General features: G+C 38.2%; 11 protein-coding genes and 1 riboswitch. Of the genes, 2 read left to right on the top strand and 9 right to left on the bottom strand.

The annotated features are described in order from the left end of the window. Window positions 1-170 precede the first annotated feature (170 nt). The 3 genes from AC6CH1_RS03820 to AC6CH1_RS03810 all read right to left on the bottom strand — a co-directional run bounded on the left by AC6CH1_RS03820 (window position 171) and on the right by AC6CH1_RS03810 (window position 2,493). On the bottom strand, window positions 171-581 hold the full coding sequence (locus AC6CH1_RS03820) for a VOC family protein (protein WP_498316354.1): 411 nt from the start codon (window positions 579-581) through the stop codon (window positions 171-173). A 129-nt stretch (window positions 582-710) separates the two neighbouring features. Further along, window positions 711-2,057 carry a type I glutamate--ammonia ligase gene (glnA, locus tag AC6CH1_RS03815; RefSeq protein ID WP_251690033.1) on the bottom strand — a complete coding sequence of 449 codons (1,347 nt, stop codon included), beginning with the start codon at window positions 2,055-2,057 and terminating at the stop codon, window positions 711-713. A gap of 40 nt (window positions 2,058-2,097) precedes the next feature. Next, complete coding sequence (locus AC6CH1_RS03810; protein WP_008408113.1) at window positions 2,098-2,493, bottom strand: MerR family transcriptional regulator; 396 nt, start codon at window positions 2,491-2,493, stop codon at window positions 2,098-2,100. A gap of 559 nt (window positions 2,494-3,052) precedes the next feature. On the opposite strand from AC6CH1_RS03810, the gene AC6CH1_RS03805 reads away from it, so the two are divergent. Both AC6CH1_RS03805 and AC6CH1_RS03800 read left to right on the top strand, forming a co-directional pair. After that, a complete protein-coding gene (locus tag AC6CH1_RS03805; RefSeq protein ID WP_251688948.1) occupies window positions 3,053-4,471 on the top strand; it encodes an S-layer homology domain-containing protein in 1,419 nt (472 codons plus the stop codon). A gap of 138 nt (window positions 4,472-4,609) precedes the next feature. Next, complete coding sequence (locus AC6CH1_RS03800; protein WP_251688950.1) at window positions 4,610-5,467, top strand: YitT family protein; 858 nt, start codon at window positions 4,610-4,612, stop codon at window positions 5,465-5,467. A 50-nt stretch (window positions 5,468-5,517) separates the two neighbouring features. Here AC6CH1_RS03800 and brnQ read toward each other — a convergent pair whose 3' ends face one another. From brnQ to AC6CH1_RS03770, 6 genes are all read right to left on the bottom strand, one after another. Next, on the bottom strand, window positions 5,518-6,870 hold the full coding sequence (gene brnQ, locus AC6CH1_RS03795) for a branched-chain amino acid transport system II carrier protein (protein WP_498316353.1): 1,353 nt from the start codon (window positions 6,868-6,870) through the stop codon (window positions 5,518-5,520). Window positions 6,871-7,047: 177 nt separating this feature from the next. Beyond that, window positions 7,048-7,623, bottom strand: a complete 576-nt coding sequence (locus tag AC6CH1_RS03790) for an ECF transporter S component (protein WP_427710689.1) — start codon at window positions 7,621-7,623, stop codon at window positions 7,048-7,050. 242 nt (window positions 7,624-7,865) lie between these two features. After that, a riboswitch (FMN riboswitch) is annotated at window positions 7,866-8,039 on the bottom strand. 104 nt (window positions 8,040-8,143) lie between these two features. Then, window positions 8,144-9,361 (bottom strand): hypothetical protein, encoded by a 1,218-nt coding sequence (locus AC6CH1_RS03785; protein WP_498316352.1) that lies wholly within the window; start codon window positions 9,359-9,361, stop codon window positions 8,144-8,146. Beyond that, window positions 9,358-9,891, bottom strand: coding sequence for an RNA polymerase sigma factor SigX (locus AC6CH1_RS03780; protein WP_251688958.1), 534 nt, complete (start codon window positions 9,889-9,891; stop codon window positions 9,358-9,360). The genes AC6CH1_RS03785 and AC6CH1_RS03780 overlap by 4 nt, the downstream gene beginning before the upstream one ends. A gap of 162 nt (window positions 9,892-10,053) precedes the next feature. Beyond that, the gene (locus AC6CH1_RS03775; RefSeq protein ID WP_498316351.1) at window positions 10,054-11,829 is read right to left on the bottom strand and encodes an ATP-binding protein; all 1,776 of its coding nucleotides are present in this window, start codon (window positions 11,827-11,829) and stop codon (window positions 10,054-10,056) included. Continuing rightward, on the bottom strand, window positions 11,822-12,538 hold the full coding sequence (locus AC6CH1_RS03770) for a response regulator transcription factor (RefSeq protein WP_353056557.1): 717 nt from the start codon (window positions 12,536-12,538) through the stop codon (window positions 11,822-11,824). Before AC6CH1_RS03770 ends, AC6CH1_RS03775 begins: the two co-directional genes overlap by 8 nt. Between the last annotated feature and the right edge of the window lie 109 nt (window positions 12,539-12,647).

The following is a 12,647-nucleotide window of genomic DNA, read 5'->3' as shown; positions in this document are numbered from 1 at the left end:
AGAATACATAAATAATGTTGTTCAGGTTCGTAATATGGATCTGCCATATTTATGTTTTATTAATGAAAAGCGTTGGAGCATAAGCCCCAACGCTTTCTTTTTAATATATTTTCATTTAGTGGTGCGTCCTCGTAGTGCAGGTTTTGTACCTATATACTGTTTACCAGATATTAAATCCCCTCTGTGTTCATCAATACTATTCGCCAGCCATCCGGGTCCGCAAAAGTCACACCTTTTTCTTCCCAATACGGATTTTCAGGCGGCACCTCGTGGTAGCCCATACTAGCGAGTCGAGACTTCACTGCTTGAATTTGTTCGGTATCAGGCATATAAAATACGAGCAAATTATCTTCCGTTGGTGCAGGACATGGACTTCCATCAATATGTTCAGTAAATTCCAGATGATACGATGCATCCGGTAAACCAATCATAATACCAGTGTACCCTCGATGTCCTTTAAAGCCGCCAAGTTTTTTAAGACCAAGACCTTCACAATAAAAACGTTCAATCTGTTCTATTTGATCAGTTGGCCGTGCGATACGAAATTGTGCTACATGTAATGTTTCTGTCCACTGTTTCATTTACATCCCTCCTTACCACATTTTAGAGAGAAAAGGAGAAAAAAACTCTACAACATTAGGATGAAATAAAAATCTTAAATATTGTTTAATGAAAAAAGCGTTGGAGCCTACAGCCCCAACGCTTTCTTCTTAGTACATCTTCATATATTGGTCGCGTTCCCACTGGTGTACAGATGTGCGGAACATATCAAACTCCACTTCTTTTGCTTCTTTGAAGTTTGCATAAATATGTTCACCTAATGCATCAATGATTACTTCATCTTTCGCTAAAGTAGCTAATGCTGCATCCAATGAACCTGGTAAACTTGCAATACCATAAGCTGCACGCTCTTCAGCATTCATCACGTAAATGTTACGGTCAACCGGTGCTGGTGGCTCGATTTTATTTTTCACGCCATCCAATCCTGCAGCCAAAATAACAGCCATTGCTAAGTACGGGTTTGCAGATGGGTCAACTGATCTTAATTCAATACGAGTTGACAGACCACGAGATTCCGGAATACGTACTAATGGTGAACGGTTTTTTGGTGACCATGCCACATAACAAGGTGCTTCATAGCCTGGTACTAAACGTTTGTATGAGTTGACAGTCGGATTCGTCACCGCTGTAAATCCTTGAACGTGCTTTAATACACCTGCTAAGAAATGTTTCGCTGTTTTTGATAACTGTAAGTCTTCCCCTTCATCCCAAAACGCATTTTTGCTTCCTTGGAATAACGATAAGTTGAAGTGCATTCCTGAACCGTTCACACCGAATAAAGGTTTTGGCATAAATGTCGCATGTAAGCCATGTTTACGCGCAATTGTTTTTACTACTAATTTGAACGTTTGAATGTTATCGCATGCTTCCACCGCGTTTGCATATTTGAAGTCAATTTCGTGTTGACCCGGAGCTACTTCATGGTGTGATGCTTCAATTTCAAAGCCCATCTCCTCAAGTTCCAATACGATATCGCGACGGCAGTTTTCCCCTAAATCTGTTGGTGCCAAGTCGAAGTATCCACCATCATCATTTAGTTCTAATGTCGGGTTGCCTTTTTCATCTAATTTAAATAAGAAGAATTCTGGTTCAGGTCCTAAGTTAAAACTTGTAAAACCTAATTCCTCCATTTCTTTTAACATTCTTTTTAGGTTAGAGCGCGGATCCCCTTCAAAAGGAGAGCCGTCCGGACGTGCGATGTCACAAATTAATCGGGCAACTTTTCCCTTTTCTGCAGTCCATGGGAAAATCATGAAAGTATCTAAATCCGGACGCAAATACATGTCAGATTCTTCAATACGCACGAAACCTTCAATTGAAGAACCGTCAAACATCATTTTGTTATCCAGCGCTTTATCTAACTGACTTACCGGAATTTCAACGTTTTTGATTGTTCCTAAAATATCGGTAAATTGCAGACGAATAAATTTAACATTTTTATCGGCTACAATTTTTTTAATGCTTTCTTTCGTTGCTTTGCTTGTTCCATTCACCATTACATTTGCCATACTTCAACACTCTCCTTTTTAGTTGGTCCTACTCAGTTTTATATTGAAAGAAACGCGATAAATCGCCTTGACGTAGCGATGTTTTTTGCATGCGCTGCGCCTGCAGCATTTCTTCACGCAATATAGTCCGCAATTCTGTATCTGTCACGCGTACCACGTCAGGTTTCTTTACATACTCTTTCGATCTCATTGCAAATACCTTTTTGACACCCGCCATATTAATGCCCTGGTCGAGTAGCTCTCTTATTTCCAGCAATGCATCAATATCATCAAGAGAAAACATCCTTCGATTCCCTTCTGATCTGGCAGGGACGATTAATTCATGTTCTTCATAATAACGAATTTGTCTAGCCGTTAATTCCGTCAATTGCATAACCATGCTAATCGGCAGTAACGGCATCGCTCTTCGAAACTCTCGACTCATTATCTCGCCTCCCTCTTCTTACCATTTACTTTAAATCAATGTAATGTTCTTTGTCAATCTAATGTTATAAAAACTAACATATCGTTTTTAGAATAATTTAATCGCATAATTCGAACATTTTAATTCCACAAAAAGAACCGTACGCCAAGAACAGCAATTAGCATACGGTCACCGAAGTTTCATTCTTTTTTATGTGAGCTTTCCTCTATTTTTAAAAGTTGTTTACATTTAAGTTAGTTCCACCTGATTATTACAATCCATGTCACAGTCATAATTAAAACACAAATATATTTCAAAATTATGGACTTTATTGAAATAATTATAAGATATTAATATATAATGGATATATGTGATATGGCATACTAAAAAATGCTTAACTACTCTTACAAATAATAGAAATTTCCCGTTACCCGGAAGCTTATCCGTCTTTCCTGCCGGTCACTTACTTTGTTTCTAATTCATTAGCTGCACGAAAACAGCTGCCGAATTAAGATAAAGTCTTTTGCAAATTATGCATGACACATATGAATATTTGCTTAGGACAAGGAGGATATTTAGTATGAAAAAGAAGTTTTACACATTTGCAGTTGCTTCATTAGCAATGACAGCAGCAACAGTAGCCCCTGCTTCAGCTGCCGTAAATTTCACAGATGTTGCTGAAAACAACATACATTTTAAGGCGATTACAGAATTGCATGCAGCCGAAATTATTAGTGGTTATCCAGATGGAACATTTAAACCCGCGCAGAATGTGACACGTGGACAGGCAGCTAAAATTATTGCCGGTGCACTTGGTCTTGATACGGAAAATGTGGTCAATCCTAAGTTCACCGATATTCCGGCATCACATCAGTACTACGGTTCTATCGCAGCATTGACTGCACTCGATGCAATTAAAGTGTATGAAGATAACACTTTCAAGCCAAATGAAACAATTACGCGTGGGGAATTTGCTTATATGCTCGCTAAAGCATTGGATTTAAAAGCTGAAGGCGACAGCCCTTTTCATGATGTGACTGGGGATAATGAATACGCTTATGTCGTTACAGCTTTATATGAATACGGTATAGCAAAAGGCATAAGTGATACGGAATTTGGCGCAGAGAAATCGATAACACGCGGTCAACTAGCAACATTCATTTTCAATGTAGTGAACGAATTCACAGAAAATGATACAGAAGCGTCTTCAACGGATTCAGCGCTATTAAAAACCATTTTCACAAAGGCAATCGAAAAACAACAAGCTACAACTAGCATGAAAGCAAAAATGACAATGACGCAATCGATGGATATCCAAGATGGGGAAGAACGTATAAAAATCGATACTAACGGAAAAATGGATATGTCAATTGTCAATAAACCTATGCAGTTCTTCATTGAAGGAACAATGTCTATGGTCGAGCCAACAACAGGCGAATCGATTGATATGCCTTTAAAAATGTATATGACAGAAAAAGATGGCATGTATATGTATGAAGGCACGTCAGAAACTTGGATTAATTATCCTGCCGACATGTTCGAAGAAATATTAACGCAAGCTGGCGCACAAATTAATGCTGCTGATCAATTAGAAATGTTGCAGAAATTTGCAACCGATTTCAATATCAAAGAAACGGATGGGTATTATACATTAAATTTGAAAGGTACTGGAGATAACTTTACCGCTCTTATACAAGAACAAATGTCTGCCATGAACTTAGGTTTGGACGAGGAAGTACTGGCCGATATGAAAAATTTAAAATACGATAATTTTTCTTATGAAATCAAAATTAATAAGGAAACATTTGATATAGAAGAAATGGTAATGGACTTCGGATTCGGCATGAACCTGGAAGGTGTTGTAATGAATATAAAAAGTAAATCAACTATGAAATATTCAGATTTTAATACAGTACCAACAATAACAATCCCTGCCGAAGCTCTGGAAAACGCAAAATCTTTGGAGGATTTAATTGAATCAGAAATAGGAAATAAATAATTCCCAAAATTCCCATAAAAGCTGTCAGGAAAAAGCATTGTTTTTCCCGATAGCTTTTTTTTGAAAAAAATGGGGCAATGAAAAGTAATATCGCTATTATTCATGTATAATTGTTACCGTATATTGAGGGGGAATTTTATGTCAAAGCAACACATAGCAAAGTCAATCGGACAAAAAATCATCGTTATTATTGGCGGTTTAATCGCTGCTTACGGATTAGAAGCAGTATTAATACCAAATAACGTATCGGATGGTGGAATCACGGGGATTAGTATTGTCATCTCTCAGCTAACACCAGTATCATTAGGCCTGCTGATCGCCATACTAAACATTCCGTTTATTTACTTAGGATATAAACAGATTGGAAAAACCTTCGCAATCAACTCCGTTATCGGTATCGCATCATTAGCAATTGGTACTTCGCTTATGCACCATGTTCCAACTATTATTACTGGCGATGCATTGCTTATTACAGTTGTAGGAGGAATTATTTTAGGTATTGGTATGGGGTTAGCGCTTCGTAATGGTGGTGCTCTTGATGGGATAGACATGCTTGCAGTGTTACTATCGAGAAAATTGCCTTTCGGTACAAGTGATCTCATTTTGTTTTTAAACTTTTTCGTTTTCATCATTGTATCGTTTGTATTCGGCTTTAAAGGTGCTTTGTTATCAGCAATTGCTTATTATATCGCATCAAAAGTTATCTTGATTGTTGAAGAAGGACTTAGTGGCTCTAAAACATATAAAATCATTACAAAAGAGCCGCTTAAAATGGTCGAAACAATTCGAGATCGTTTAGGAAGAAGCGCGACTTTCAGTACAGTATACGGTGCATACTCCCATCAGGAATTTCAAGAAATTACGTGTGTAATCAACCGGATGGAAGAAAGTAAGATAAAGGGTATTATCCGAGAAATCGATCCGAATGCCTTTGTGACAGTATACGAAGTAGTCGAAGTTAAAGGTGGAAGCTTTAAAAAGCAAAATATCCACTAAAACAGAAAATGGTTGTGTAAAAGGAAATTTTCCTTTTACACAACCATTTTTTAATCCGTATTGATTTCATTCGTGCGTTTCGGAATACATAATCCGATAACCGCTCCTACTAACGCCGGAACAATCCACCCTAAACCAATGGAATAGAGCGGTAGGTAATCTGCGTAAAAAGCTGAAATAGAAGACAGCACACTCACTTCAAATGCCGGCACACTTCCGATTAACGCATTGTACCCATCAATTATACTAATAAAGAATACGAGTAAAATTGCCCCTGCAAATACAGTCCTTTTGTAGTGAAATAGCGGTCCTAGAAGCGCCAGTATTATTAACACTATTGCCAGAGGGTAAAGGAACATCAACACTGGAATTGCATATGTAATAATATTTGTTAAACCAAAGTTCGCAATGATAAATGAAACAACACATAATAGGACTACAAATGTTTTATAGCTGATTTTCGGAAACACTTCATGGAAAAACTCACTGCATGAAGTAATGAGCCCAATACTCGTTTTTAAACATGCAAGTACAATAATAATCGCCAACAAAATTGCTCCGTATGAGCCGAAATAATGATCGGCAACCGCAGCAAAAATTTGACCGCCATTGTCAAATGTACCAATCGCCGTTATACTCGATGCTCCCATGTAAGCAATCAGACCGTAAATCAGCATCATTAATGCCATTGCGAAAATACCTGATTTCCAAGTCGCTTTTGCAATTTCTTTCTTATCTGTAATCCCTGTCCGCTTTATCGCATGGATGACAACAATACCAAATGCAAGCGAAGCAAGTGCATCCATCGTATTATAGCCTTCTTTAAAACCTGTCATAAACGCCTCGTTAATATAAGTTCCAGCAGGCTCAACGAATTTCCCCATTGGAGAAAACAGACTAATACCGATTAGCACAAATAAAAATACTAAAAATGCCGGTGTTAAGTACTTCCCTATAATGTCCATGATCTTCGCCGGATTTAGTGAAAAATAAAAAACGATCGCGAAGAAAATAAAACTGAATACCGCAAGCCACAATGTCGCCTGTGAAGGATCGATAAACGGTTCAAATCCAACAACAAACGGTACTGTTGCTGTACGCGGAATTGCAAAAAACGGCCCAATCGTTAAGTATAAAGCCAATGCAAAAAACAATCCAAACATTGGATGTACTTTACTTGCCAAATCGCGCAATCCATTACTTCCCGACAATCCGATTGCCAGAATTCCTAAAAACGGCAAACCAATTGCCGTAACTAAAAAGCCAATTAGCGCAAACCAATAGTTTGTCCCTGCCAATTGCCCCATTTGAATCGGAAATATTAAATTTCCTGCTCCAAAAAACATCCCAAACAGCATCGTTCCGATTACTGCATAGGTTGAAAATGGTATTTTCTTGTCCATCATATTCTCTCCCAAGATGTCATTTCATGGTGTTTTAATGAAACGTCCTAATTTTCTTAACAATGTACAATATCATATCAGCCCTATAACAGAATGACAATAGTAAGAGTAAATATAAAAGGAGCGATGTCATAAAGTTAACACTTTTATGACATCGCTCCATAATTTATTATTTAATTAAGCTAAATATTGTCTGCGCTGATTTTCAATCCATACACGCATTGAACGGTAAAGCATCGTCACGACCACAAACATCATAATTCCTTTAACAATATTAAACGGTAAAATACCTAACACGATTGTTTCGTACATATTATATTCGAAGCCTAGTAAGTACGTGTACAGCGGTAAGAACGCCACGTAGTTTAATGCCGCCATTCCAAGTGACATTACAACTGTAGAAACAACTAAGCCTGTCATTAACCCTTTTGCAGAAGGGAATTTTTTATAAATATAGTAAGCTGGTAAAATGAATAATACACCTGTAGCGAAGTTAGCCATATGACCTACCGGAATTCCTTCAGGAGCCCCTGTGTAAATCCAGTCAAGCACATTTTTAACAAGTTCAACTAGGATACCTGCAACAGGTCCCATCGTAATTGCCGCAATCAATGCTGGCACATCACTGAAATCAATTTGTAAAAACACCGGGAACCATGGTAGTGGGAAGTTTAACAACATTAGCACAAATGAAACCCCACTCAGCATTGCGATTGTTACGAATGATCGTAACTTTAAACTTCTTTTTTGCATATAAATCTCTCCTCTTTGCTGATTCCATCTCGCAAGAAGAAAGGACGAATCAAATCATTCCATGAAAAAACCCTTATGCTAAACTAGAGCATAAGGGAGAAATAGGCACACTTAAATAAAGGGTCTATCTGTGCATTTGCAGCAATTCCTGTTTTTTGTACACGAAAAATATTCCGTTTACAAATAAGGAATTAGAAATAAGTACTGCAAAGCACGGCATTTTCAAAAAATGACGACCGTACCTTCACCTTCTCCCATCCAGACTATACTGTCGGCTTTGGAATTGCACCAAATCCTGCACACAAAAGTGGCTCGCGGGCTCGAAAAGTTCGACATAACTTCCTCCAAGTAAATGGTCAGAAGTTATAACTTTTATTACCGCCGGTCGGGAGTTACACCCTGCCCCGAAGATGAATCAATATGAAATTATGTAGCAATTACCTTGCTATAACTATTATTATATATAAAAAAAAGGAATTGTAAAGCCCATTGCTTACAATTCCTAGTAAAATTATTTGAATTATTGAAATTCATAATGAATACGGTTCGCCGCAACCGGCTTATCTACCGGTTTTGTGAAGTCATAACCGCCCCATTGTTCCTGTACGATATTTTCAAATTTCACCTGTTTATCAAAACTTGCTGCTGTCATTATTAATCCTTCAATCATTCGCATTCCTTGAGCTGGTTCATAATTGTCCAAGTTTAAAGGTTCTTCAAATGTAATTCTTACAATCGACTTAGCGTATTCAACTTTTAAATATACACCCGGCAATATAACCGTTCTGTATATATCATTCGCTTCCACCGTCATATTTTTGATTGCTTCTTGCACATCTTTAAAGCTCATTCGGAAATTGGGACTTAAATATACCGCCCCATTCCGCATCTGATACATAAAATAATTATATTGAGCGTTCTCATCATTTAATAAAAACGGTTCTTTTACGTCGCCAACATGGTCAAAGTAAATTGGTTTTCCGGCCGTATTTTGTATTTCCACTTCCATATATGCATCTCTGAAAGTGTCGACAAGGGAACCGAGATAATTTGATAAGGAAGCAGTTCCCGCATCATATTGGTGATCTTCCGGCAACATATGAACAAGCCTGTTCCCTTCCTCACGCAATTTGCCCTTGTAAGGATGGTATTCATTAAAGCCTAGCGACTGTTCGTCAAGCAACGGACTGAATGTGTTATAAAGTTCCAGCTTCGTCGGATTTTCTGTACCCGTTTTTTCGGCAACAATTTCATTTGGAATCAATATGCTTACAGGTACACTTTCTGCATCATCCCCTGCAAGACCAATTGCAAATAATGTGTTTTCCTCTAGCTCGCTTTCATAAACTAATGTTTGCTCCGGTTGAGCTTCCGTCGAAAAACTATTAATCATGGAGCGTTGTGTAGATGCATCTTCCTTCGCACTCATTGTCATACTTTCTTCCGATTCCGGAGTGGCAAGATCGAATGTTTCATTCTGCATAGTAACCGATTCATTATTGCCTATAAATTGCGCGCTGATTAAAACAATAATAAATATTGATGCAATCGAGACGAATAATGGCGCCCAACGTATACCCTTTTGATTGTTTTGCTCTATGTGAGGCGGATCTTCATTAAATGCTCCTTCATCCATTAAACGATTAAATACCTCATCTTTTGAACGATGATCAGTTACTTTCGGTGCTTTTTTCAGAAAAAGTTCAATCTCTTTTTCATCCCAATGCTCCTTTTTCATAATGGATTCGCCTCCCTTCCTTCTTGCGCTTCCAATAGCAGCCGCAGATTCTTTAAAGCACGGTGCTGTGTCGTTTTAACTTTTCCGGTCGTCCATCCTAATATCTCCGCTGTTTCCTGAATTGAAAGTTCTTGAATATACCGCATAATAATCACCATTTTCTGATCACCTGAACATTCCTCCAATGCAACCAGTAATTGATGGAGCTGGTCATTTAATTCGGTGAATTGTTCAGGTGAAGGGATTGGGCTTACGAGTTGCTCTGTCTCCCAATCAAAAGCTGTAAATGCATGTTTATCTCGAACTTGTTTTTTTCTGAAATAGTCAATCGCCACATTTTTTGCTATAGAGAACAGCCAAGTTTTTTCCGAGCTTTTCCCTTCGAATCGCTCGTATGATTTTAATACACGAACGTATACTTCGTGGGCAAGATCCTCAGCTGCGGTACGATTTTTCACTAAGTAAAATAAGAAATTAAAAACATCCTGATGATACGTATCGTATAATCGATGGAAAATGGATTGCTGCACCCATCCCACCTCCATTCACGTAATTTGTCGTTTTCGAAACAGAAAAGTTACAGTAATCATCCTTTTACGAACGAATTAGTCTATTAAAAAGAAAAGTTTATCACTTTGAACGATTCAAAATGATAAACTTTTTTATACTCATAATTCCATTACCCCACTTTTTTAAGATAATGGCAAGTAAAATGTAAAGGTTGTTCCTTGCTTTTCCACACTATCAACAGAGATTCTGCCGTTATGTGCTTCCACAATGTTTTTCGTAATGGCCAAGCCTAAGCCCGTTCCGCCTTTCGAACGAGTACGTGCTTTATCTGCTTTGTAGAACCGTTCGAATACATATGGCAAATCATCTTGCGGAATACCCTGCCCTGTATCCCTAATTTGAATTTTTGCATAGTTTTGCTCATTTGCCATAGAAACAGTTACCGATCCATCGGCTGGTGTATGGCGAATCGCATTGTCGATCAAGTTCGTTAATACTTGTTCGATACGGTCCTCATCAATCGAAATAAGCGTTTCATCCGAAAAGTCAGTTTCAATCTGCAGTTGCACATGCTTTTCTTTCGCTGTTTGGTCAAACTTATGTGTCATCCGTTCAATAACCGCTACTAATGGCACGTCTTCCTTATACAGACTCATATGTCCTGATTCCATCCGCGCCAAGTCAAGTAAATCTGTTACGAGACGACTCATACGCTGTGATTCATCGTAAATTATCCGGATCATATCAATACGTTCTTCCTCTGTTGTCACAACCCCATCAATAATCGCCTCAGAATAGCCTTGTAGCATCGCGATTGGTGTCCGGAGCTCATGTGAAACATTGGCAATGAAATCCGATTTCAGTTTTTCCAGTTTCGTTTCCTCGGTTTTATCGCGTATAACAGCGACTGCACCACGAATGGAATCTCTGCTGTACAAAGGACTAATCGTTATACTGTAATAGGATTTACCCATTTCAAACTCTTCGTCCAGCTGATCCTCGAAATTCAACACATGGTCAAGCATTTGATAAAGTTCATCCGGTATCGGCTTTGAGCTATCCAATCCTTTTTCGACGAACCATTTTTGCAGTAGTCGCTCTGCAGGAGGATTGCTCACTAAAATCGTCTTATCGCGATTAAATGTAATAACAGAATCGGTCATCGATGTTAAAATGCTCGATAATTGTTCTTTTTCCTGGTTGATCACTTCCAAATGATGCTTCAATTGACGGCCCATCTGGTTAAAGGCGACGGCAAGCTGACCAATTTCATCATTTTGCTTCGTTTCAATTTTTGAATCGAAACGCCCCTTTGCCAATTCAAATGCATGCTCTCTCATTTTACGCAATGGAAGCGTTATCTTAGAAGAAAGGAAAAATGCAAAAATTGTCGTCAATATAAATGCAATAGCCGCAGCTAACACAACAATTTTCGTCGTTTCATTACTAGTCTGGTGTAAAGCGTCGGGGTTTTTGTAAATAAAGACGGCCCCATGTAGATCTTCAACACTTTTAAGCGGGAAGCCTAATACAATATAATTGGAGCTGTTCGCTTCTTCTCGATTCGAAGGTAGCGTCAGTTCCTTTACTATCGGCTCTGATGATGCATATACTTCTTCAAATGCTTTGCTGCTTATAATTTTTTGCTGAATTTCTTCTTTATTGATGCCTTCTTGTCTTGCATACAATATTTCATCTGAACTTTTGGCGATAAGTACGTTTGTCGTTTCCGTCAATAACTCCGAAATGATTGCAAACTGCTTATCATCGATCTCTTCTTCATCGATAATACTCGCAATGGCTGCGGCTGTTTGCCTTAATGAAACCTCGGACTGTTCGTTATGATAGTTTTCAAGAAACTCCAACATGAAAATTGTAAAAATAAACAGGACAAATGAAACGAGAAGCAAAATGGTTACCCATAGCTTCCCGACAATACTTGTTGCTATTCTAATCATTTACGACCTCGAATTTATAGCCTACTCCCCAAACCGTAACAATCATTTTTGCTGCATTTTCAGAGACACGGTTCAGCTTTTCACGCAGGCGCTTTACATGTGTATCAACTGTGCGCAGGTCACCAAAGAAATCATAATGCCATACTTCTTTTAATAATTGCTCACGGTCGAATACTTTATCGGGTGACTTCGCCAAAAAGTATAATAATTCATATTCTTTCGGTGTTAAATTTACTTCCGTTCCATCTGCTGTCACACGATGTGCATCATGGTCGATTGTTAAATGCGGGAACACAACTAAATCTTTAGAAGATGAAGCATTTGAAACAGGTGAAAATACTGCTGAGCGTCGTAATATTGCTTTTACACGTAATACGACTTCTCGCGGACTAAATGGTTTCACAATATAATCATCCGCACCAAGTTCAAATCCTTGTACACGGTTTGCTTCTTCACCTTTTGCCGTCAACAATATAATAGGCGTTGTTTTCTTTTCGCGCAGTTCAGCACAAACTTCCAAACCATCTTTTTCAGGCATCATAATATCCAACAAAATACAATGATAATCTTTTTCAAGTGCCATCGAAAGTGCTTGTTCTCCATTTTCCGCTTCTTCTACTGTATAGCCCTCACGCTCTAAATACATTTTTAACAAACGACGAATTCGATCCTCGTCGTCCACAATTAACACAGAAATATTTTCAGACACTGGTGTTGCCCCTTTCAAAACTCTATTTCTCTTCTCTATTGTACCTTTTTAGCGAACGATTGAAAAGAAAAGCCCAATCATTCTGATTGAACTTTTCTAACTTTATGAC

The sequence above is a fragment of the Solibacillus sp. GQ1 genome (genome assembly GCF_059758555.1).
The sequence above is the reverse complement of the archived record's forward strand: the minus strand, read 5'-3'. Positions and strand labels throughout refer to the sequence as shown.

Coding starts and splice junctions, on each gene's coding strand:
- AC6CH1_RS03820 (WP_498316354.1), bottom strand. CDS start 581: ATGAAACAGTGGACAGAAACATTACATGTAGCACAATTTCGTATCGCA.
- glnA (WP_251690033.1), bottom strand. CDS start 2,057: ATGGTGAATGGAACAAGCAAAGCAACGAAAGAAAGCATTAAAAAAATT.
- AC6CH1_RS03810 (WP_008408113.1), bottom strand. CDS start 2,493: ATGAGTCGAGAGTTTCGAAGAGCGATGCCGTTACTGCCGATTAGCATG.
- AC6CH1_RS03805 (WP_251688948.1), top strand. CDS start 3,053: ATGAAAAAGAAGTTTTACACATTTGCAGTTGCTTCATTAGCAATGACA.
- AC6CH1_RS03800 (WP_251688950.1), top strand. CDS start 4,610: ATGTCAAAGCAACACATAGCAAAGTCAATCGGACAAAAAATCATCGTT.
- brnQ (WP_498316353.1), bottom strand. CDS start 6,870: ATGGACAAGAAAATACCATTTTCAACCTATGCAGTAATCGGAACGATG.
- AC6CH1_RS03790 (WP_427710689.1), bottom strand. CDS start 7,623: ATGCAAAAAAGAAGTTTAAAGTTACGATCATTCGTAACAATCGCAATG.
- AC6CH1_RS03785 (WP_498316352.1), bottom strand. CDS start 9,361: ATGAAAAAGGAGCATTGGGATGAAAAAGAGATTGAACTTTTTCTGAAA.
- AC6CH1_RS03775 (WP_498316351.1), bottom strand. CDS start 11,829: ATGATTAGAATAGCAACAAGTATTGTCGGGAAGCTATGGGTAACCATT.